The sequence below is a fragment of the Pseudomonas sp. MIACH genome, assembly GCF_001269925.1.
Lineage (GTDB): Bacteria > Pseudomonadota > Gammaproteobacteria > Pseudomonadales > Pseudomonadaceae > Aquipseudomonas.
In genome coordinates this window covers 305,403-326,415 of the sequence record NZ_LHVO01000056.1, presented here as the reverse complement: position 1 = coordinate 326,415, position 21,013 = coordinate 305,403, and the positions used below count along the sequence as shown (strand labels likewise).

17 protein-coding genes, 4 tRNA genes and 2 rRNA genes are annotated in these 21,013 nt (G+C 54.6%); all 23 read left to right on the top strand.

Annotated elements, in window-relative coordinates:
* A 23S ribosomal RNA gene (locus AD670_RS24370) occupies positions 1–118 on the top strand; the annotation flags it as partial.
* A gap of 157 nt (positions 119–275) precedes the next feature.
* Positions 276–391, top strand: a 5S ribosomal RNA gene (gene rrf / locus AD670_RS24365).
* 166 nt (positions 392–557) lie between these two features.
* Positions 558–1,517 carry a bifunctional biotin--[acetyl-CoA-carboxylase] ligase/biotin operon repressor BirA gene (birA, locus tag AD670_RS24360; RefSeq protein ID WP_053138327.1) on the top strand — a complete coding sequence of 320 codons (960 nt, stop codon included), beginning with the start codon at positions 558–560 and terminating at the stop codon, positions 1,515–1,517.
* Positions 1,507–2,256, top strand: coding sequence for a pantothenate kinase (locus tag AD670_RS24355; RefSeq protein ID WP_053138324.1), 750 nt, complete (start codon positions 1,507–1,509; stop codon positions 2,254–2,256). Before birA ends, AD670_RS24355 begins: the two co-directional genes overlap by 11 nt.
* A gap of 7 nt (positions 2,257–2,263) precedes the next feature.
* The gene (locus AD670_RS24350) at positions 2,264–2,707 is read left to right on the top strand and encodes a hypothetical protein (RefSeq protein ID WP_053138321.1); all 444 of its coding nucleotides are present in this window, start codon (positions 2,264–2,266) and stop codon (positions 2,705–2,707) included.
* Between the two features lie 142 nt (positions 2,708–2,849).
* Positions 2,850–2,934 (top strand) — tRNA-Tyr (locus tag AD670_RS24345).
* Between the two features lie 23 nt (positions 2,935–2,957).
* Positions 2,958–3,031, top strand: a tRNA-Gly gene (locus AD670_RS24340).
* 25 nt (positions 3,032–3,056) lie between these two features.
* A tRNA-Thr gene (locus AD670_RS24335) sits at positions 3,057–3,132 on the top strand.
* Between the two features lie 161 nt (positions 3,133–3,293).
* A tRNA-Trp gene (locus tag AD670_RS24330) sits at positions 3,294–3,369 on the top strand.
* 45 nt (positions 3,370–3,414) lie between these two features.
* On the top strand, positions 3,415–3,783 hold the full coding sequence (secE, locus tag AD670_RS24325) for a preprotein translocase subunit SecE (protein ID WP_053138319.1): 369 nt from the start codon (positions 3,415–3,417) through the stop codon (positions 3,781–3,783).
* Between the two features lie 9 nt (positions 3,784–3,792).
* Positions 3,793–4,326: a transcription termination/antitermination protein NusG gene (gene nusG, locus AD670_RS24320; RefSeq protein WP_053138316.1), complete on the top strand. Its 534-nt coding sequence runs from the start codon at positions 3,793–3,795 to the stop codon at positions 4,324–4,326.
* Between the two features lie 117 nt (positions 4,327–4,443).
* Positions 4,444–4,875 (top strand): 50S ribosomal protein L11, encoded by a 432-nt coding sequence (gene rplK / locus AD670_RS24315; RefSeq protein WP_003176435.1) that lies wholly within the window; start codon positions 4,444–4,446, stop codon positions 4,873–4,875.
* Complete coding sequence (rplA, locus tag AD670_RS24310; RefSeq protein WP_003176434.1) at positions 4,875–5,570, top strand: 50S ribosomal protein L1; 696 nt, start codon at positions 4,875–4,877, stop codon at positions 5,568–5,570. The genes rplK and rplA overlap by 1 nt, the downstream gene beginning before the upstream one ends.
* Positions 5,571–5,769: 199 nt before the next feature.
* Positions 5,770–6,270 carry a 50S ribosomal protein L10 gene (rplJ, locus tag AD670_RS24305; protein WP_003176433.1) on the top strand — a complete coding sequence of 167 codons (501 nt, stop codon included), beginning with the start codon at positions 5,770–5,772 and terminating at the stop codon, positions 6,268–6,270.
* Between the two features lie 78 nt (positions 6,271–6,348).
* Positions 6,349–6,714: a 50S ribosomal protein L7/L12 gene (gene rplL, locus AD670_RS24300; RefSeq protein ID WP_053138313.1), complete on the top strand. Its 366-nt coding sequence runs from the start codon at positions 6,349–6,351 to the stop codon at positions 6,712–6,714.
* A gap of 219 nt (positions 6,715–6,933) precedes the next feature.
* The gene (gene rpoB, locus AD670_RS24295; protein ID WP_053138310.1) at positions 6,934–11,007 is read left to right on the top strand and encodes a DNA-directed RNA polymerase subunit beta; all 4,074 of its coding nucleotides are present in this window, start codon (positions 6,934–6,936) and stop codon (positions 11,005–11,007) included.
* 64 nt (positions 11,008–11,071) lie between these two features.
* Entirely contained in the window at positions 11,072–15,271 is a 4,200-nt protein-coding gene (gene rpoC, locus AD670_RS24290) for a DNA-directed RNA polymerase subunit beta' (protein ID WP_053138307.1), read from the top strand.
* Positions 15,272–15,487: 216 nt separating this feature from the next.
* Positions 15,488–15,859 (top strand): 30S ribosomal protein S12, encoded by a 372-nt coding sequence (gene rpsL, locus AD670_RS24285; RefSeq protein ID WP_002555494.1) that lies wholly within the window; start codon positions 15,488–15,490, stop codon positions 15,857–15,859.
* A 118-nt stretch (positions 15,860–15,977) separates the two neighbouring features.
* A complete protein-coding gene (rpsG, locus tag AD670_RS24280; protein ID WP_002555493.1) occupies positions 15,978–16,448 on the top strand; it encodes a 30S ribosomal protein S7 in 471 nt (156 codons plus the stop codon).
* A gap of 30 nt (positions 16,449–16,478) precedes the next feature.
* Positions 16,479–18,584 (top strand): elongation factor G, encoded by a 2,106-nt coding sequence (fusA, locus tag AD670_RS24275; protein WP_003210087.1) that lies wholly within the window; start codon positions 16,479–16,481, stop codon positions 18,582–18,584.
* 30 nt (positions 18,585–18,614) lie between these two features.
* Positions 18,615–19,808 (top strand): elongation factor Tu, encoded by a 1,194-nt coding sequence (gene tuf / locus AD670_RS24270; protein ID WP_027605166.1) that lies wholly within the window; start codon positions 18,615–18,617, stop codon positions 19,806–19,808.
* A gap of 157 nt (positions 19,809–19,965) precedes the next feature.
* Entirely contained in the window at positions 19,966–20,277 is a 312-nt protein-coding gene (gene rpsJ, locus AD670_RS24265) for a 30S ribosomal protein S10 (RefSeq protein WP_003186070.1), read from the top strand.
* An 81-nt stretch (positions 20,278–20,358) separates the two neighbouring features.
* Positions 20,359–21,003 (top strand): 50S ribosomal protein L3, encoded by a 645-nt coding sequence (rplC, locus tag AD670_RS24260; protein WP_053138304.1) that lies wholly within the window; start codon positions 20,359–20,361, stop codon positions 21,001–21,003.
* Positions 21,004–21,013 lie beyond the last annotated feature (10 nt).

The window sequence follows — 21,013 nt, the reverse complement described above, 5'->3', positions numbered from 1 at the left end:
CACTGGGACCTTGAGTCCCCTGAAGGGCCGTCGAAGACTACGACGTTGATAGGTTGGGTGTGTAAGCGCTGTGAGGCGTTGAGCTAACCAATACTAATTGCCCGTGAGGCTTGACCATATAACACCCAAGCAATTTGACTACTCGAAAGAGCATCAGATTGCGGTGTGTGAAGACGCAATGAACCGAAAGTTCGATGCTCACAAAACACCGACAGCTGTCACATACCCAATTTGCTGAAGCGAGGCCAGCTGGCCACGACTCAGTACCCGAATTTCTTGACGACCATAGAGCATTGGAACCACCTGATCCCATCCCGAACTCAGTAGTGAAACGATGCATCGCCGATGGTAGTGTGGGGTTTCCCCATGTGAGAGTAGGTCATCGTCAAGATTAAATTCCGAAACCCCATTTGCGAAAGCAGATGGGGTTTTGTTTTGCTCGGTCGAAAAGTGTGAAGAGGCGCCTCGGGGTGGCCTTCAATGCTAAAGTTCCGCCTTTCTATGCAATGACCTTGCGCATGGCTATCATGCGTGCCTCATTGTGAGGCGATACTTGCATGCTGACGTTGTTAGAACTTTTGAAAGATGGCCGATTCCATTCCGGAGAGGCACTTGGCGCCGCCCTAGGCGTCAGTCGCAGTGCTGTCTGGAAGCAACTCCAGCACCTTGAAGCCGAATTGAATCTGCCTGTCCATAAGATTCGTGGGAAGGGATATCAATTAGCTTCGCCACTGGTTTTTTTGAGTTCTGAGCAGATTGCGCTGCATGCGCCCTCACTGGCATGGCCTATTCAGATCTACAACTCCATTGACTCGACGAATGCCGAAGCCTTGCGCCTCGTTGGGGGGAAGTGTACGGCCCCGTTTCTGGTGCTTGCGGAGCAGCAGACAGCAGGAAGAGGGCGGCGTGGTCGAAAGTGGGTTAGTCCGTTCGCCCAGAATGTCTATTACAGTCTCTTGTTGCGTGTTGAGGATGGCCTTAGACAGCTGGAGGGCCTGAGTCTAGTTGTGGGCTTGGCGGTCATGCAGGCTCTGCGAGAGTCTGGAGTGCAGGGGGCTGCTTTGAAGTGGCCAAACGACGTGCTGGTAGGACAGAAGAAAATCGCTGGGGTTTTGCTGGAGCTTGTAGGTGATCCCGCGGATATCTGTCACGTCGTCCTCGGAATAGGTATTAACGTGAATATGCAAAAGACTGATGAGGTTGATCAGCAATGGACTTCAGTGCAGTTGGAGACGGGCTCTTCTGTTGATCGCAATTCTTTAGTGGCGCGCTTGGGCCTGCAATTGAAAAGCTACTTGGATCGACATAGGTTGTTAGGTTTTGCGGCGTTTCAGGAGGAGTGGGAGAGCGGCCACGCCTGGCAGGGGAAAGCGGTGTCACTCATAGCTGGCGTCAATCAGGTTGATGGGGTGGTGTTGGGTGTCGATGGACACGGTGCCTTGCGTTTAAGTGTCGGTGGTGCTGAAAAAATATACAGTGGTGGTGAGTTAAGCCTGAGGTTGCGTGATGATTCTTGAGCTCGACTGTGGGAATAGCTTTATCAAGTGGCGTGTACTTGATTCGGATCAGGCAAGCGCCTGTGCAGAAGGTGTCGTTAGTTCAGACGTTGCATTAATTGAAAGCCTGGAGGCGCTGCCTGGTTTGTTATTGACGCGTTGTCGGTTAGTCAGTGTTCGTGCTCAGGATGAGACAAGCAATCTGGTTGGGGCGCTGGAGGCGGCTTTTGGTGTGTCTGTGTCCTGTGCTGTTTCTGCGAGAGAAATGGGCGGGGTGCGCAACGGCTACGAAGATTTCGAGCGTCTTGGTCTTGATCGCTGGTTGGCAATGCTGGGCGGATTCAAACTGGCGTCGGGCGCGTGCCTGGTGCTCGACTTTGGCACGGCGGCAACTGCGGATTTTATTGCTGGAGATGGTGCGCATTTAGGCGGGTTCATTTGTCCTGGTATGCCACTTATGCGTAACCAGTTGCGTACGCATACACGCAAGATACGTTATGACGATGCTGCTGCCGAAAGGGCGTTAGAGTGCCTGTTGCCGGGTCGTACGACTGTAGAGGCTGTAGAGCGTGGCTGTATGTTGATGCTCAGGGGGTTTGTACTGACCCAGCTCGAACTCGCCCGAAGCTACTGGGGGGATGACTTTACTGTGTTCCTGACCGGCGGCGATGCTGATTTGGTGCAGGATGCAGTGCCGCAGGCTCGCCTGGTGCCTGATTTGGTTTTCGTTGGTCTGGCGATGGCGTGCCCTTTATCTTGAGGTGTTTATGCGTTGGCTGTTTTTGCTTTTACTGATCCTCAACGCCTTCTACTACATATGGCATCAGCAAGAAGTGCCATTGCGCGCTAAAGATGTTACCCCTCTGAGTCTCTACCGGAGCAATCAGCAAGATATTCGCCTGCTGAGTGAGTCCTCAGAGGCCGTGGTTCGCAAGGATCGCGCAAAGGCTGATGCGCAAAATACTTGTTTGTATATTGGTGGTTTTGCAGACCAGCGACAGGCGCAATCTGTCGAGCAGCGTCTCACTAGCCTGGATATAAAGGTCAAGGTTCAGTTGCTGAATACTGCTGATGCCCAGGGTTACTGGCTCCAGGTTGCCCCGGAAAGTCGGCGCGTAGCTGACGATCTGCCCTTTGAAAACCTTGCTAAGGAATTCAATGAGTTAAAACATAAAATAATGCTGTGCGAAGGCATTGCAACTCTCGAATAGTTTGCATAGAATGGCGCCCGCTTCGCAGTGAAGACCTCTAAGGTCTACAGCGTGAAGTGAAGGTCAATGCAGCTAACCTCATATTTTTAATGAGAAAATGCTTGACAGAAGGCTGGCATGATGTAGAATGCCGGCTCGCTTAGGAGGGGTTCCCGAGCGGCCAAAGGGATCAGACTGTAAATCTGACGTCTACGACTTCGAAGGTTCGAATCCTTCCCCCTCCACCATTTTAGCGTGAGCTGCAAGCTCCGCGGGTATAGTTTAGTGGTAGAACCTCAGCCTTCCAAGCTGATGATGCGGGTTCGATTCCCGCTACCCGCTCCAAGTTTGCAGGTTGTGCATGTGTTTCGCTCTTGTAGCTCAGTTGGTAGAGCACACCCTTGGTAAGGGTGAGGTCAGCGGTTCAAATCCGCTCAAGAGCTCCATATAACAAGGCAGATATGAAAATATCTGCCTTTGTTTTAACGGCTGACTCGGCTTGAAGGTTTTTTAGATCGCTTTGTTGTTCGGCGATTTCAGGTCTCTGGGGGTTGGTTGTTGTAAAGTCTTTTTCAGGTCTGCATAATGGTCGGCCTGATTTTGTTTTAGGTCAGTAGCTCAATTGGCAGAGCGACGGTCTCCAAAACCGTAGGTTGGGGGTTCGATTCCCTCCTGACCTGCCAGATTCACGTGGTGTGTCTGGCTTTCTTTTCACAGGATCTTCATAGATGACTCCTAAGGCTGAAGCTCAAAGCTCTCGTTTCGATCTGGTTAAGTGGCTCGCTGTAGTCGCTTTGGTGGTCGTAGGCGTTGTTGGCAATCAGTACTACTCTGCTTCGCCGATCCTGTACCGCGTTCTCGCTTTGCTTGCTCTTGCTGCTGTTGCTGCCTTTGTTGGCCTGCAGACTACCAAGGGTAAGTCTTTCGCAGTCCTGGTAAAGGAAGCTCGCACTGAGATCCGTAAAGTCGTTTGGCCGACTCGCCAAGAAACCACGCAGACCACATTGATTGTCGTGGCGGTTGTGCTGGTTATGGCGTTGCTGTTGTGGGGGCTCGATTCCCTGCTCGGCTGGCTTGTTTCCTTGATTGTTGGCTAAGGGTGTCCCGTGGCTAAGCGTTGGTACGTTGTGCATGCTTACTCGGGTTACGAGAAGCATGTTATGCGCTCTTTGCTGGAGCGCGTAAAGCTTGCAGGCATGGAAGAAGGTTTTGGCGAAATTCTGGTTCCCACTGAAGAAGTGGTTGAAATGCGGAATGGTCAGAAGCGCAAAAGTGAGCGCAAATTCTTCCCTGGCTACGTGCTGGTACAGATGGACATGAATGAAGGTACTTGGCACTTGGTCAAGGACACTCCTCGTGTTATGGGTTTCATCGGCGGTACTGCTGATAAGCCTGCTCCGATCACAGACAAAGAGGCAGAAGCAATTCTGCGTCGTGTCGCCGACGGTAGCGACAAGCCTAAGCCGAAGACGCTGTTCGAGCCGGGTGAGGTTGTTCGTGTCACAGATGGTCCGTTTGCTGATTTCAACGGTACTGTCGAAGAGGTTAACTACGAAAAGAGCCGGATTCAGGTCGCGGTACTCATTTTCGGTCGCTCTACTCCGGTAGAGTTAGAATTCAGCCAGGTCGAGAAGGTCTAGCTGAGTATGCATCCCAACCCCGCAGCCTTAGGCTGTGGGGTTTTGTCGTCACTGGGATAAACGCGCAAGTAACCGGGGAGCCTTTCGAGGCGTTTGAACCCGTAATTGGAGTGCCTCATGGCCAAGAAGATTACCGCTTACATCAAGCTGCAAGTGAAGGCCGCTCAGGCCAACCCAAGCCCACCTGTTGGTCCAGCACTGGGTCAGCACGGCGTGAACATCATGGAGTTCTGCAAGGCCTTCAACGCCCGTACTCAGGGTCTTGAGCCAGGTCTGCCGACTCCAGTGATCATCACTGTTTATAGCGACCGTAGCTTCACTTTCGAAACCAAGTCGACCCCGGCTTCGGTTCTGCTGAAGAAAGCTGCTGGCCTGACTAGCGGTTCCGCTCGTCCTAACACCGTTAAGGTTGGCACCGTGACCCGTGCTCAGCTGGAAGAAATCGCGAAAACCAAAAACGCGGATCTGACTGCAGCTGATATGGATGCAGCCGTGCGTACCATCGCCGGTTCTGCTCGTAGCATGGGCCTTAACGTGGAGGGTGTGTAATGGCTAAGCTGACCAAGCGCCAAAAGGCTATCGCTGGCAAAATTGAAGCGGGCAAGTCCTACAATTTCGTAGACGCTGCTGCCTTGCTGACTGAGCTGTCGACTGTCAAGTTCAGCGAGTCCGTTGACGTTGCTGTAAACCTGGGTGTTGACCCGCGTAAATCTGACCAGGTCGTTCGTAGCGCTACTGTGCTGCCACACGGTACTGGTAAGACTGTTCGTGTAGCTGTCTTCACTCAAGGCCCAGCAGCTGAAGCTGCTCTGGCCGCCGGCGCCGATCGCGTTGGTATGGACGACCTGGCTGCCGAAATGAAAGGCGGCGACCTGAACTATGACGTAGTTATCGCCTCCCCGGATGCGATGCGTGTTGTAGGTCAATTGGGTCAGATCCTGGGTCCACGTGGCCTGATGCCTAACCCTAAAGTTGGCACCGTAACGCCAGACGTAGCTACCGCGGTTAAAAACGCCAAGGCTGGTCAGGTTCGTTATCGCACCGACAAAAACGGCATCATTCACACCTCCGTTGGCAAAGTCGGCTTCGACGCCGTCAAGCTGAAGGAAAACGTTGAAGCCCTGATCGCTGATCTGAAGCGTATCAAGCCGGCTTCCTCGAAAGGTATCTACGTCAAGCGCGTTACACTGAGCACCACTATGGGCCCAGGTCTGGTCATCGACCAAGGCTCGCTGGACGTATAAGACACAAATTGGCGCGAGTGATTGCGCCAGTTGAAAAATTGGGGTCCCTGCCTGGCGGGGGCTATCCAAGACCGTAGGCGACGCAAGTCTTAAACCATCAAGCCTACGCAGATGGTGCTCCCGGTTCCTTACCGAATCAGACACCAAAACGACATCCGGCTTCGGCCAGATGAAACGGTAACAAGCAGGAGTTAAACCCGTGGCAATTAATCTCGAAGACAAGAAGGCCATCGTCGCTGAAGTCAACGAGGCTGCCAAAGCTGCTCTGTCCGCTGTCGTGGCTGATGCCCGTGGTGTGACAGTAGGCGCTATGACCGGACTCCGTAAAGAGGCTCGTGAAGCTGGCGTATACGTACGTGTTGTACGTAACACCCTGCTCAAGCGCGCCGTTGCTGACACTGAATACAGTGTCCTCAACGACGTGTTCACCGGCCCGACTCTGATCGCGTTCTCTAAAGATCATCCGGGCGCTGCTGCCCGTTTGTTCAAAGAATTCGCCAAGAGTCAGGATAAGTTCGAGATCAAGGCAGCTGCGTTCGAGGGCAAGTTCCTCGCAGCTAACCAAATCGACGTACTGGCAACACTGCCGACCCGCAACGAAGCCATTTCGCAGCTGATGAGCGTGATTCAAGGCGCTACCAGCAAGCTGGCTCGTACTCTGGCTGCAGTTCGCGAGCAAAAAGAAGCTGCCGCAGCCTAAGGCTGAGCAATTTCTCTCGCGTATTTTTGTTTATTTCGATGGCCGCGTAGGCCGTCCCCCAATTCAGGAAATACAGCAATGTCTATCTCCCAAGACGATATCCTCAACGCCGTAGCTGAAATGTCGGTTCTGCAGGTTGTTGAGCTGATCAAAGCTTTCGAAGAAAAATTCGGCGTTTCCGCTGCCGCTGCTTCCGCTGGCCCAGCTGCTGCTGCTGCCGTTGTTGAAGAGCAAACCGAATTCAACGTCATGCTGCTGGAAGCTGGCGAGAAGAAAGTTAACGTGATCAAGGCAGTACGTGAACTGACCGGTCTGGGCCTGAAAGAAGCCAAGGCTGTAGTTGACGGCGCTCCTGCTATGGTTCTGGAAGCAGTGACCAAAGATGCAGGCGACAAAGCCAAAGCAACTCTGGAAGAAGCAGGCGCTAAAGTCGAGCTGAAGTAAGCATCGACCTTGCGTCTCCAGCCCAAGCGTTAAGCTGAAGGCTGATGGCTGGTGGCTCTTGCCACCGGCCTTTTTCCGTTCTTGGCTGTCGACTCGGTCGCCGCCATTAACGCGCTGTAGCCACCCGATGCGGTGGTGCAAACCATGGGGTTTGCAAGATTTTCTGGCTGCTCCCGTCGGGAGGGCCAAACAAGCAGGTGACCAAGCTGGGGAACGCTGATGGCTTACTCATATACTGAGAAAAAACGTATCCGCAAGGACTTTAGCAAGTTGCCGGACGTCATGGATGTCCCGTACCTTCTGGCTATCCAGCTGGATTCGTATCGTGAATTCTTGCAGGCGGGAGCGACCAAAGATCAGTTCCGCGACGTGGGCCTGCATGCGGCCTTCAAATCCGTTTTCCCGATCATCAGCTACTCCGGCAATGCTGCGCTGGAGTACGTCGGTTATCGCCTGGGCGAACCGGCATTTGATGTCAAAGAATGCGTGTTGCGCGGTGTTACGTACGCCGTACCTTTGCGGGTTAAAGTCCGTCTGATCATTTTCGACAAAGAGTCGTCGAACAAAGCGATCAAGGACATCAAAGAGCAAGAAGTCTACATGGGCGAAATCCCATTGATGACTGAGAACGGTACCTTCGTTATCAACGGTACCGAGCGTGTTATCGTTTCCCAGCTGCACCGTTCCCCGGGCGTGTTCTTCGACCACGACCGCGGTAAGACGCACAGCTCCGGCAAGCTCCTTTACTCCGCACGGATTATTCCGTACCGCGGTTCGTGGTTGGACTTCGAGTTCGATCCGAAAGACTGCGTGTTCGTGCGTATCGACCGTCGTCGTAAGCTGCCGGCTTCGGTACTGCTGCGCGCGCTCGGCTACACCACTGAGCAAGTCCTGGACGCGTTCTACACCACCAACGTATTCAGCCTGAAGGATGAAACCCTCAGCCTGGAACTGATTGCATCGCGTCTGCGTGGTGAAATTGCCGTCCTGGACATCCAGGATGAAAAGGGCAAGGTCATTGTTGAAGCGGGTCGTCGTATTACTGCGCGCCACATCAACCAGATCGAAAAAGCAGGTATCAAGTCGCTGGACGTGCCTCTGGACTACGTCCTGGGTCGCACGACCGCCAAGGTCATTGTTCACCCGGCTACAGGCGAAATCCTGGCTGAGTGCAACACCGAGTTGAACACCGAGATCCTGGCGAAAATCGCCAAGGCTCAGGTTGTTCGGATCGAGACCCTGTACACCAACGATATCGACTGTGGTCCGTTCGTCTCCGACACCCTGAAGATCGACTCCACCAGCAACCAATTGGAAGCGCTGGTCGAGATCTATCGCATGATGCGTCCTGGCGAGCCACCAACCAAAGACGCTGCCGAAACCCTGTTCAACAACCTGTTCTTCAGCCCTGAGCGCTACGACCTGTCTGCGGTCGGCCGGATGAAGTTCAACCGTCGTATCGGTCGCACCGAGATCGAAGGTTCGGGTGTGCTGTGCAAGGAAGACATCGTTGCGGTTCTGAAGACCCTGGTCGACATCCGTAACGGCAAAGGCATCGTCGATGATATCGACCACCTGGGTAACCGTCGTGTTCGCTGTGTAGGCGAAATGGCCGAGAACCAGTTCCGCGTTGGCCTGGTGCGTGTTGAGCGTGCGGTCAAAGAGCGTCTGTCGATGGCCGAAAGCGAAGGCCTGATGCCGCAAGACCTGATCAACGCCAAGCCAGTGGCTGCGGCGGTGAAAGAGTTCTTCGGTTCCAGCCAGCTCTCGCAGTTCATGGACCAGAACAACCCGCTCTCCGAGATCACCCACAAGCGCCGTGTTTCCGCACTGGGCCCGGGCGGTCTGACCCGTGAGCGTGCTGGCTTTGAAGTGCGTGACGTACACCCGACTCACTACGGTCGTGTATGTCCAATCGAAACGCCGGAAGGTCCGAACATTGGTCTGATCAACTCCCTGGCCGCCTATGCGCGCACCAACCAGTATGGCTTCCTTGAGAGCCCGTACCGTGTGGTGAAAGACGCCCTGGTGACCGACGAGATCGTGTTCCTGTCCGCCATCGAAGAAGCTGATCACGTGATCGCTCAGGCTTCGGCCACGATGAACGACAAGAAAGTCCTGATCGACGAGCTGGTAGCTGTTCGTCACTTGAACGAGTTCACCGTCAAGGCGCCGGAAGACGTCACCTTGATGGACGTATCGCCGAAGCAGGTAGTTTCGGTCGCTGCGTCGCTGATCCCGTTCCTGGAACACGATGACGCCAACCGTGCGTTGATGGGGTCCAACATGCAGCGTCAAGCTGTACCGACCCTGCGTGCTGACAAGCCGCTGGTAGGTACCGGCATGGAGCGTAACGTAGCCCGTGACTCCGGCGTTTGTGTCGTAGCTCGTCGTGGCGGCGTGATCGATTCCGTTGATGCCAGCCGTATCGTGGTTCGTGTTGCTGATGATGAAGTTGAAACCGGTGAAGCCGGTGTCGACATCTACAACCTGACCAAATACACCCGCTCGAACCAGAACACTTGCATCAACCAGCGTCCGCTGGTGCGTAAGGGTGATCGCGTTCAGCGCAGCGACATCATGGCTGACGGTCCGTCCACCGATATGGGTGAGCTGGCTCTGGGTCAGAACATGCGCATCGCGTTCATGGCATGGAACGGCTTCAACTTCGAAGACTCCATCTGCCTGTCCGAGCGTGTGGTTCAAGAAGATCGCTTCACCACGATCCACATTCAGGAACTGACCTGTGTGGCACGTGACACCAAGCTTGGGCCAGAGGAAATCACTGCAGACATCCCGAACGTGGGTGAAGCTGCACTGAACAAGCTGGACGAAGCCGGTATCGTTTACGTAGGTGCTGAAGTTGGTGCAGGCGACATCCTGGTTGGTAAGGTCACTCCGAAAGGCGAGACCCAACTGACTCCGGAAGAGAAACTGCTGCGTGCCATCTTCGGTGAGAAAGCCAGCGACGTTAAAGACACCTCCCTGCGTGTACCTACCGGTACCAAGGGTACTGTCATCGACGTACAGGTCTTCACCCGTGACGGCGTCGAGCGTGATGCTCGTGCACTGTCCATCGAGAAGACCCAACTCGACGAGATCCGCAAGGACCTGAACGAAGAGTTCCGTATCGTTGAAGGCGCGACCTTCGAACGTCTGCGCTCCGCTTTGGTAGGCCACAAGGCTGAAGGCGGCGCAGGTCTGAAGAAAGGTCAGGACATCACCGACGAAATCCTCGACGGTCTTGAGCACGGCCAGTGGTTCAAGCTGCGCATGGCTGAAGATGCTCTTAACGAGCAGCTCGAGAAGGCCCAGGCCTATATCGTTGATCGTCGCCGTCTGCTGGACGACAAGTTCGAAGACAAGAAGCGCAAACTGCAGCAGGGCGATGACCTGGCTCCAGGCGTGCTGAAAATCGTCAAGGTTTACCTGGCAATCCGTCGCCGCATCCAGCCGGGCGACAAGATGGCCGGTCGTCACGGTAACAAAGGTGTGGTCTCCGTGATCATGCCGGTTGAAGACATGCCGCACGATGCCAATGGCACCCCGGTCGACGTCGTCCTCAACCCGTTGGGCGTACCTTCGCGTATGAACGTTGGTCAGATCCTTGAAACCCACCTTGGCCTCGCGGCTAAAGGTCTGGGCGAGAAGATCAACCGTATGATCGAAGAGCAGCGCAAGGTTGCTGACCTGCGTAAGTTCCTGCACGAGATCTACAACGAGATCGGCGGTCGTAAGGAAGAGCTGGATACCTTCTCCGACCAGGAAATCCTGGATCTGGCGAAGAACCTGCGCGGCGGCGTTCCAATGGCTACCCCGGTGTTCGACGGTGCCAAGGAAAGCGAAATCAAGGCCATGCTGAAACTGGCAGACCTGCCAGAAAGCGGCCAGATGCAGCTGTTCGACGGCCGTACCGGCAACAAGTTCGAGCGCCCGGTTACTGTTGGCTACATGTACATGCTGAAGCTGAACCACTTGGTAGACGACAAGATGCACGCTCGTTCTACCGGTTCGTACAGCCTGGTTACCCAGCAGCCGCTGGGTGGTAAGGCTCAGTTCGGTGGTCAGCGTTTCGGGGAGATGGAGGTCTGGGCACTGGAAGCATACGGTGCTGCTTACACTCTGCAAGAAATGCTCACAGTGAAGTCGGACGATGTGAACGGTCGGACCAAGATGTACAAAAACATCGTGGACGGCGATCACCGTATGGAGCCGGGCATGCCCGAGTCCTTCAACGTGTTGATCAAAGAAATTCGTTCCCTCGGCATCGATATCGATCTGGAAACCGAATAACACGTGACGCGAATCGAGAGCGGGGCCGTTTGGCCCGCTCTCTGCTCCGCCAGGAGGAAAGGCCTTGAAAGACCTACTGAATTTGCTGAAAAACCAGGGTCAAGTCGAAGAGTTCGACGCCATCCGTATTGGATTGGCATCGCCTGAGATGATCCGTTCGTGGTCGTTCGGTGAAGTTAAAAAGCCGGAAACCATCAACTACCGTACGTTCAAACCTGAACGTGACGGCCTGTTCTGCGCCAAAATTTTTGGCCCGGTAAAGGATTACGAGTGCCTGTGCGGTAAGTACAAGCGCTTGAAGCACCGTGGTGTGATCTGCGAGAAGTGCGGCGTTGAAGTTGCGCTGGCCAAGGTTCGTCGTGAGCGCATGGCGCACATCGAGCTGGCTTCGCCGGTTGCCCACATCTGGTTCCTGAAATCGCTGCCGTCCCGTATCGGCTTGCTGATGGACATGACCCTGCGTGATATCGAGCGCGTTCTCTACTTCGAGAGCTATGTCGTTATCGATCCAGGCATGACCACCCTTGAAAAGGGTCAGCTGCTGAATGACGAGCAGTATTTCGAAGCGCTGGAAGAGTTCGGTGATGATTTCGATGCCCGCATGGGTGCCGAAGCTGTCCGCGAACTGCTGCACGCTATCGACCTGGAACACGAGATTGGTCGTCTGCGCGAAGAAATTCCGCAAACCAACTCCGAAACCAAGATCAAGAAGCTGTCCAAGCGTCTGAAGTTGATGGAAGCCTTCCAGGGTTCCGGCAACCTGCCAGAGTGGATGGTGCTGACCGTTCTGCCGGTTCTGCCGCCAGATCTGCGTCCGCTGGTACCGTTGGATGGTGGTCGTTTCGCGACTTCCGACCTCAACGACCTGTACCGCCGTGTGATCAACCGTAACAACCGCTTGAAGCGCCTGCTCGATCTGTCCGCTCCGGACATCATCGTGCGCAACGAAAAGCGTATGTTGCAGGAAGCTGTCGATGCCCTGCTCGACAACGGTCGTCGTGGCCGCGCTATTACCGGTTCCAACAAGCGTCCTCTGAAATCCTTGGCTGACATGATCAAGGGTAAGCAAGGTCGTTTCCGTCAGAACTTGCTCGGTAAGCGTGTTGACTACTCTGGTCGTTCGGTAATTACCGTAGGCCCGACCCTGCGTCTGCATCAGTGCGGTCTGCCTAAGAAGATGGCACTTGAGCTGTTCAAGCCATTCATCTTCGGCAAGCTGGAAATGCGCGGTCTCGCGACCACCATCAAAGCGGCCAAGAAAATGGTCGAGCGCGAACTGCCAGAGGTTTGGGACGTTCTCGCTGAAGTGATTCGCGAACACCCGGTTCTCCTCAACCGTGCACCGACCCTTCACCGTCTGGGTATCCAGGCGTTTGAACCGGTACTGATCGAAGGTAAGGCTATCCAGCTGCACCCTCTGGTCTGTGCTGCGTACAACGCCGACTTCGACGGCGACCAAATGGCCGTGCACGTACCGCTGACACTGGAAGCCCAGTTGGAAGCGCGTGCGTTGATGATGTCGACCAACAACATTCTGTCGCCAGCCAACGGTGAGCCAATCATCGTTCCGTCGCAGGACGTTGTATTGGGTCTGTACTACATGACCCGTGAGGCGATCAACGCCAAAGGGGAAGGTCGTGTGTTCGCTGACCTGCAGGAAGTTGACCGTGTGTTCCGTGCCGGCGAAGCCGCACTGCACGCCAAGGTCAAGGTGCGCATCAACGAAACGGTCAACGACCGTGACGGCGGCAGCGTGAGCGGCACTCGTATTGTCGACACCACCGTTGGCCGTGCGCTGTTGTATCAGGTTGTGCCAAAAGGCCTGTCGTACGACGTCGTCAACCTGCCGATGAAGAAAAAGGCGATCTCCAAGCTGATCAACCAATGCTATCGCGTGGTTGGTCTGAAAGAGACCGTGATCTTCGCTGACCAGTTGATGTACACCGGTTTTGCCTATTCGACCATTTCCGGCGTTTCCATCGGTGTTAACGACTTCGTTATCCCTGATGAAAAAGCTCGCATCATCAGTGCTGCTACTGATGAAGTGAAAGAGATCGAAAGCCAGTACGCCTCGGGCCTGGTAACACAGGGCGAGAAGTACAACAAAGTGATCGACCTTTGGTCCAAGGCCAACGACGAAGTTTCCAAAGCGATGATGGCCAACCTCTCGAAAGAGAAGGTCATCGACCGTCACGGCGTCGAAGTTGACCAGGAGTCCTTCAACTCGATGTACATGATGGCCGACTCGGGCGCACGGGGTTCTGCTGCGCAGATCCGTCAGCTCGCCGGTATGCGTGGCCTGATGGCCAAGCCGGACGGTTCCATCATTGAAACGCCGATTACTGCGAACTTCCGTGAAGGTTTGAGCGTACTCCAGTACTTCATCTCCACTCACGGTGCTCGTAAAGGTCTGGCGGATACCGCGTTGAAAACCGCTAACTCCGGTTACCTGACTCGTCGTCTGGTAGACGTTGCGCAAGATCTGGTTGTAACCGAGATCGATTGCGGCACCGAGCACGGCCTGCTGATGACTCCGCACATTGAAGGCGGTGACGTTGTAGAGCCACTGGGTGAGCGCGTATTGGGCCGTGTTATTGCCCGTGACGTATTCAAGCCAGGCACCGAGGAAATTATCGTTCCTGCCGGCACCCTGGTTGACGAGAAGTGGGTCGAGTTCATCGAACTCAACAGCATCGACGAAGTGATCGTTCGCTCCCCGATCAGCTGCGAAACCCGCTACGGCATTTGCGCCAAGTGCTACGGTCGTGACTTGGCCCGTGGTCACCAGGTGAACATCGGTGAAGCGGTCGGCGTTATTGCCGCCCAGTCCATCGGTGAGCCGGGTACCCAGCTGACCATGCGTACGTTCCACATCGGTGGTGCGGCAAGCCGGACCTCCGCAGCCGACAGCGTTCAGGTGAAGAATGGCGGTACTGTCCGCCTGCACAACCTGAAGCACGTTGAGCGAGTGGATGGTCACCTGGTTGCTGTGTCGCGTTCCGGTGAGCTGGCAATCGCTGATGACTACGGTCGTGAGCGTGAGCGTTACAAGCTGCCGTACGGTGCTGTGATTTCGGTTAAAGAAGGTGACAAGGTCGACGCTGGCGCAATCGTGGCCAAGTGGGATCCGCACACTCACCCAATCGTTACCGAAATGAAAGGTACCGTGACCTACGTGGGCATGGAAGAAGGCATCACGATCAAGCGTCAGACTGACGAATTGACCGGTATGACCAACATTGAAGTACTCGACGCGAAAGATCGTCCAGCTGCCGGTAAAGACATCCGTCCTGCCGTGAAGATGGTCGATGACAACGGCAAGGATTTGTTGCTGCCAGGCACTGACGTAATCGCTCAGTACTTCCTGCCAGCCAACGCCCTGGTCGGTGTAGCGGATGGTGCGAAGATCGCGATCGGTGATGTTATCGCGCGTATCCCGCAAGAAACTTCGAAGACCCGCGACATCACCGGTGGTTTGCCGCGTGTTGCCGACTTGTTCGAAGCTCGTCGTCCGAAAGAAGCGTCGATTCTGGCTGAAGTGAGCGGCACCATCGCGTTCGGTAAAGAGACTAAGGGCAAGCGCCGTCTGGTCATTACCCCGAACGACGGTACCGATCCGTACGAAGAGCTGATTCCAAAGTGGCGTCACCTGAACGTGTTCGAAGGCGAACAGGTAAACCGCGGCGAAGTTATCTCCGACGGCCCGAGCGATCCACACGATATCCTGCGTCTGCTGGGTGTGAGTGCGCTGGCCAAGTACATCGTTAACGAAATCCAGGACGTTTACCGCCTGCAAGGCGTGAAGATCAACGATAAGCACATCGAGACCATCCTGCGTCAGATGCTGCGTAAAGTTGAGATCGCTGAATCCGGCGATTCCAGTTTCATCAAGGGCGACCAGATGGAATTGACTCACGTGCTGGTGGAAAACGAGCGTCTGGCTGGCGACGAGAAATTCGTTTCCAAGTTCACTCGCGTACTGCTGGGTATCACCAAGGCGTCGTTGTCCACTGAGTCGTTCATCTCGGCGGCCTCCTTCCAGGAGACCACTCGCGTACTGACCGAAGCAGCGGTAACCGGCAAGCGCGATTACCTGCGCGGCCTGAAAGAGAACGTGGTCGTGGGTCGTCTGATCCCGGCTGGTACCGGTTTGGCTTACCACAGCGAGCGTAAGCGTCGCCGTGATGCTGACAAGCCGTTGCGCGTAAGCGCCAGTGAAGTGGAAGCTGCACTGACCGAAGCGCTGAACTCTAGCGGTAACTGAGTTCTGCGATAAATAAGTCCGGGCCCTGGCAGCCCCATTCGTCGGATCGAGGCTATTTTGCCCTGCTTCGACGAGAGGGGAGGTCGGGGCCTTGCCTTGACTGGGGGCAAGATCCTCTTTAGACTCTTGTACCCCTAAATTTGGCGGGAATTCGTTCCTGCCATTTTGCTTTTCTTGCAAGACAATAGCGTCGCAAGACAACAGTGGAGCTAGTAGATGGCAACTATCAACCAGCTGGTACGTCAGCCGCGTAAGCGTATCGTCGAGAAATCCGACGTGCCTGCGCTGCAGAACTGCCCGCAACGTCGTGGCGTATGCACTCGTGTGTATACCACCACGCCGAAAAAACCTAACTCGGCACTGCGTAAAGTATGCCGTGTGCGTCTGACCAACGGTTTCGAGGTTTCCTCGTACATCGGCGGTGAAGGCCACAACCTGCAAGAGCACAGCGTGGTACTGATCCGTGGCGGTCGTGTAAAAGACTTGCCAGGTGTTCGTTATCACACCGTACGCGGCTCCTTGGATACTTCCGGCGTTAAAGGTCGTAACCAGGGTCGTTCGAAGTACGGTACCAAGAAGCCTAAGTAGTAGCGGCTTTTTGTAAAACTGAATCATCTTATTTTCTGAGTCGATAAGAGTAAGGTCGGAGGCGTCCCGAAAGGGCACCGATTCCGAGCGAACCTGAAGACCGTTTGAGGGCTTATCCATGCCAAGAAGACGCGTAGCAGCCAAGCGCGAAGTGCTTGACGATCCAAAATACGGAAGCCAAATTCTGGCCAAGTTCATGAACCACGTGATGGAAAGCGGCAAGAAAGCCGTTGCCGAGCGTATCGTTTATGGCGCGCTGGAAAAGGTTAAAGAACGCAAGAACAGCGACCCCCTGGAAATCTTCGAGAAAGCTCTCGACGCCATCGCTCCGCTGGTCGAAGTGAAGTCGCGCCGTGTAGGCGGTGCTACTTACCAGGTTCCGGTCGAAGTTCGTCCGTCCCGTCGTAACGCTCTGGCAATGCGCTGGTTGGTAGACTTCGCCCGTAAGCGCGGCGAGAAGTCTATGGCTCTGCGTTTGGCCGGCGAACTGTTGGACGCTGCTGAAGGTAAAGGTGCTGCTGTTAAGAAGCGTGAAGACGTGCACCGTATGGCTGAAGCTAACAAAGCTTTCTCGCACTACCGCTTCTAATCTTAGCTTCACTAATTTTGCGAGGGCTTTATGGCTCGTACTACTCCGATTAGCCGCTACCGTAACATCGGTATCGTTGCTCACGTGGATGCTGGTAAAACCACCACCACTGAGCGCGTACTGTTTTACACCGGCAAAAGTCACAAAATGGGCGAGGTGCATGATGGCGCCGCGACCACAGACTGGATGGTTCAGGAGCAGGAGCGTGGTATTACCATTACTTCTGCTGCTATTACCGCCTTCTGGAAAGGTTCCGAGAAGCAGTACAAAGATGAGCACCGCTTCAACGTTATCGATACCCCAGGCCACGTAGACTTCACTATTGAAGTTGAGCGTTCCCTGCGTGTGCTCGACGGCGCTGTCGTTGTGTTCTGCGGTACCTCGGGTGTCGAGCCTCAGTCGGAAACCGTATGGCGTCAAGCCAACAAATACGGCGTTCCACGTCTTGTTTATGTAAACAAGATGGACCGTGCTGGTGCCAACTTCCTGCGCGTGATCGGTCAGATCAAGCAGCGTCTGGGTCATACTCCGGTGCCAATCCAGTTGGCTATCGGTTCCGAAGACAACTTCCAGGGTCAGATCGATCTGATCAACATGGAAGCGGTCTACTGGAATGATGCTGACAAAGGTATGGTTCCTGTTCGCAAGCCTATCCCTGCAGAGTTGCAGGAACTGGCTGACGAGTGGCGCAACAACATGGTTGAGGCTGCTGCCGAAGCCAGCGAAGAGCTGATGAACAAGTACCTCGAAGGTGAAGAACTCACCAACGTGGAAATCAAGGCCGCTCTGCGTCAGCGTACTATTGCTGGTGAGATCGTCTTGGCTGTTTGCGGTTCTTCCTTCAAGAACAAGGGTGTTCCCCTGGTTCTCGACGCCGTGATCGACTACCTGCCTGCTCCAACCGACATTCCTGCTATCAAGGGTACTAACCCTGATAACGAGGAAGAAGAGATGGAGCGTCATGCTGACGACAGCGAGCCGTTCTCGGCTCTGGCGTTCAAGATCGCTACCGACCCATTCGTGGGTACTTTGACCTTCGTCCGCGTTTACTCGGGCGTGTTGGCCTCCGGCGACGGCGTGATCAACTCGGTCAAAGGCAAGAAAGAGCGTGTGGGTCGTATGGTGCAAATGCACGCAAACGCCCGTGAAGAGATCAAGGAAGTGCGCGCTGGTGACATCGCGGCCCTGATCGGCATGAAGGACGTCACCACTGGTGAGACTTTGTGCGACGCTGCCAAGCCAATCATCCTGGTTCGCATGGACTTCCCGGAGCCGGTTATTTCGGTTGCCGTAGAGCCTAAGACCAAGGATGACCAGGAAAAAATGGGTATCGCTCTGGGCAAGCTTGCTCAGGAAGATCCATCTTTCCGCGTCAAGACTGATGAAGAGACTGGTCAAACGATCATCTCTGGCATGGGCGAGTTGCACCTGGACATCCTGGTTGACCGGATGCGCCGCGAGTTCAACGTCGAAGCCAACATCGGTAAGCCTCAGGTTTCCTATCGTGAGCGCATCACGAAGAACTGCGAAATCGAAGGCAAGTTCGTTCGTCAATCCGGCGGTCGTGGTCAGTTCGGTCACTGCTGGATCCGTTTTGCTCCTGCTGACGAAGGTCAGGAAGGTCTGCAATTCGTGAACGAAGTAGTGGGTGGTGTTGTTCCTAAGGAATACATCCCTGCTATCCAGAAGGGTATCGAAGAGCAGATGAAGAACGGTGTTGTTGCCGGCTATCCGCTGATCGGCCTGAAAGCAACCGTTTTTGACGGTTCTTACCACGACGTCGACTCCAACGAGATGGCGTTTAAGGTGGCTGCTTCCATGGCAACCAAGCAACTGGCCCAGAAGGGTGGTGGTGAGTTGCTTGAGCCAATCATGGCGGTAGAAGTTGTTACACCTGAAGACTATATGGGTGATGTCATGGGCGACCTCAACCGTCGTCGCGGCATGATCTTGGGTATGGAAGACACGGTTTCCGGCAAAGTGATTCGCGCCGAGGTTCCGTTGGGTGAGATGTTCGGTTATGCGACCGACGTTCGCTCCATGTCCCAGGGTCGCGCAAGCTACTCTATGGAATTCAAAAAATACAACACAGCTCCGGCGCACATCGCTGAAACTGTATCCAAAAAACAAGGCTGATTCAGTCCTTTAGGCAAGGAGTTAATTGTCGTGGCTAAAGAAAAATTTGATCGTTCCCTACCGCACGTCAACGTTGGCACTATCGGTCACGTTGACCACGGTAAAACCACTCTGACCGCAGCACTGACTCGCGTCTGCTCCGAAGTTTTCGGTTCCGCAGTCGTTGATTTCGATAAAATCGACAGCGCTCCAGAAGAAAAAGCTCGTGGTATCACCATCAACACCGCGCACGTCGAGTACAACTCGAAGATTCGTCACTACGCTCACGTTGACTGCCCAGGTCACGCTGACTATGTGAAGAACATGATCACTGGTGCTGCCCAGATGGACGGCGCGATCCTGGTTTGCTCGGCCGCTGATGGTCCGATGCCACAAACCCGTGAGCACATCCTGCTGTCCCGTCAGGTAGGCGTTCCGTACATCGTGGTTTTCCTGAACAAGGCTGACCTGGTAGACGACGCTGAGCTGCTGGAACTGGTTGAGATGGAAGTGCGCGATCTGCTGAGCACTTACGACTTCCCAGGCGACGACACTCCGATCATCATCGGTTCTGCTCGTATGGCGCTGGAAGGCAAAGACGACAACGAAATGGGCACCACTGCCGTTCGTAAACTGGTTGAAACTCTGGATAGCTACATCCCAGAACCAGTTCGTCTGACTGACAAGCCGTTCCTGATGCCAATCGAAGACGTATTCTCGATCTCCGGTCGTGGTACTGTTGTGACTGGTCGTATCGAGCGCGGTATCGTTCGCGTTCAAGATGCGCTGGAAATCGTTGGTCTGCGTGACACCACCAACACTGTCTGCACTGGTGTTGAAATGTTCCGCAAGCTGCTCGACGAAGGTCGTGCTGGCGAGAACTGCGGCGTTCTGCTGCGTGGTACCAAGCGTGACGACGTTGAGCGTGGCCAAGTTCTGGTTAAGCCAGGTTCGGTTAAGCCGCACACCAAGTTCACCGCAGAAGTTTACGTTCTGAGCAAGGAAGAAGGCGGTCGTCACACTCCGTTCTTCAAAGGCTACCGTCCACAGTTCTACTTCCGTACTACTGACGTGACTGGTAACTGCCAGCTGCCAGAAGGCGTTGAAATGGTAATGCCAGGCGATAACATCCAAATGGAAGTTACCCTGATCAAAACCATCGCAATGGAAGACGGTCTGCGCTTCGCTATCCGTGAAGGCGGCCGTACCGTTGGTGCTGGTGTTGTAGCTAAAATCATCGAGTAAGCGTCTCTTCTGAGATAGCTTCGATGCTTTGAAAAGCCCCCGCTCAGCGGGGGCTTTTTTATTGGGTTGACACCTATCTGGGGCGTCTATAGAATTGCGCCTCCTTTTAACGGGCGTATTGCGCTCGCTGGGAATAGCAGCCGGAGTCTGAAATCCAATGCAAAATCAGCAAATCCGTATCAGGTTGAAGGCTTTTGACCATCGCCTGATCGACCAATCCACCCAGGAAATCGTGGAAACCGCGAAACGTACTGGTGCTCAAGTGCGTGGTCCAATTCCACTGCCTACCCGTAAAGAGCGGTTCACCGTTCTGGTCTCCCCGCACGTCAACAAAGACGCGCGTGACCAGTACGAGATCCGTACTCATAAGCGCGTACTGGACATCGTCCAGCCAACGGATAAAACCGTTGATGCACTTATGAAGCTCGATCTGGCGGCCGGTGTGGAAGTACAGATCAGCCTCGGCTAAGACTCGGGTCTTAGTCGTGTAACGCTCTGAAATGGGCGGCCATAGCGGGTGAAAGCCCCGTACACTCATGAGGTTTACAACATGGCTACCAATAAAATTGGTGTAGTCGGTCGTAAATGCGGTATGACCCGTATTTTCACCGAAGAAGGTGTCTCGATTCCGGTAACGGTTATTGAGATCGAACCAAATCGTGTCTCTCAGTTTAAGACTGAAGAAACCGATGGCTATCGTGCAGTGCAAGTCACTGTCGGCGAGCGTCGTGCTTCGCGTGTGACAGCTGCTCAGGCAGGTCACTTCGCAAAAGCAAACGTTGCAGCTGGTCGTACTGTTCTGGAGTTCCGTCTTGCTGATGGCGACTACCAGGCTGGCGATCTGATCAGCGCTGAAATCTTCGCCGCTGGTCAACTGGTTGATGTAACCGGTCAGTCCAAGGGTAAAGGCTTCCAGGGTACGATCAAGCGTTGGAATTTCCGTGGTCAAGACAACACTCACGGTAACTCCGTTTCCCACCGCGTCCCGGGCTCTATTGGCCAGTGCCAGACTCCTGGTCGTGTATTCAAGGGCAAAAAAATGTCCGGTCATATGGGCGCTGAGCGCGTGACCGTGCAGTCCCTCGAAGTAGTGCGCGTCGACGCTGAACGCAATCTGTTGTTGGTCAAGGGTGCTGTTCCTGGCGCTACTGGCGGCAACCTGGTTGTACGTCCAGCGGCCAAGGCTCGCGGTTAAGGGGAAGCTG

Bases quoted from the DNA above. Each gene is read 5' to 3' on its own strand.
- rplK (WP_003176435.1), top strand. From the start codon at position 4,444: ATGGCCAAGAAGATTACCGCTTACATCAAGCTGCAAGTGAAGGCCGCT.
- rplC (WP_053138304.1), top strand. From the start codon at position 20,359: ATGGCTACCAATAAAATTGGTGTAGTCGGTCGTAAATGCGGTATGACC.
- rpoB (WP_053138310.1), top strand. From the start codon at position 6,934: ATGGCTTACTCATATACTGAGAAAAAACGTATCCGCAAGGACTTTAGC.
- birA (WP_053138327.1), top strand. From the start codon at position 558: ATGCTGACGTTGTTAGAACTTTTGAAAGATGGCCGATTCCATTCCGGA.
- rpsJ (WP_003186070.1), top strand. From the start codon at position 19,966: ATGCAAAATCAGCAAATCCGTATCAGGTTGAAGGCTTTTGACCATCGC.
- AD670_RS24355 (WP_053138324.1), top strand. From the start codon at position 1,507: ATGATTCTTGAGCTCGACTGTGGGAATAGCTTTATCAAGTGGCGTGTA.
- rpsG (WP_002555493.1), top strand. From the start codon at position 15,978: ATGCCAAGAAGACGCGTAGCAGCCAAGCGCGAAGTGCTTGACGATCCA.
- secE (WP_053138319.1), top strand. From the start codon at position 3,415: ATGACTCCTAAGGCTGAAGCTCAAAGCTCTCGTTTCGATCTGGTTAAG.
- rpsL (WP_002555494.1), top strand. From the start codon at position 15,488: ATGGCAACTATCAACCAGCTGGTACGTCAGCCGCGTAAGCGTATCGTC.
- fusA (WP_003210087.1), top strand. From the start codon at position 16,479: ATGGCTCGTACTACTCCGATTAGCCGCTACCGTAACATCGGTATCGTT.
- rplA (WP_003176434.1), top strand. From the start codon at position 4,875: ATGGCTAAGCTGACCAAGCGCCAAAAGGCTATCGCTGGCAAAATTGAA.
- rplL (WP_053138313.1), top strand. From the start codon at position 6,349: ATGTCTATCTCCCAAGACGATATCCTCAACGCCGTAGCTGAAATGTCG.
- AD670_RS24350 (WP_053138321.1), top strand. From the start codon at position 2,264: ATGCGTTGGCTGTTTTTGCTTTTACTGATCCTCAACGCCTTCTACTAC.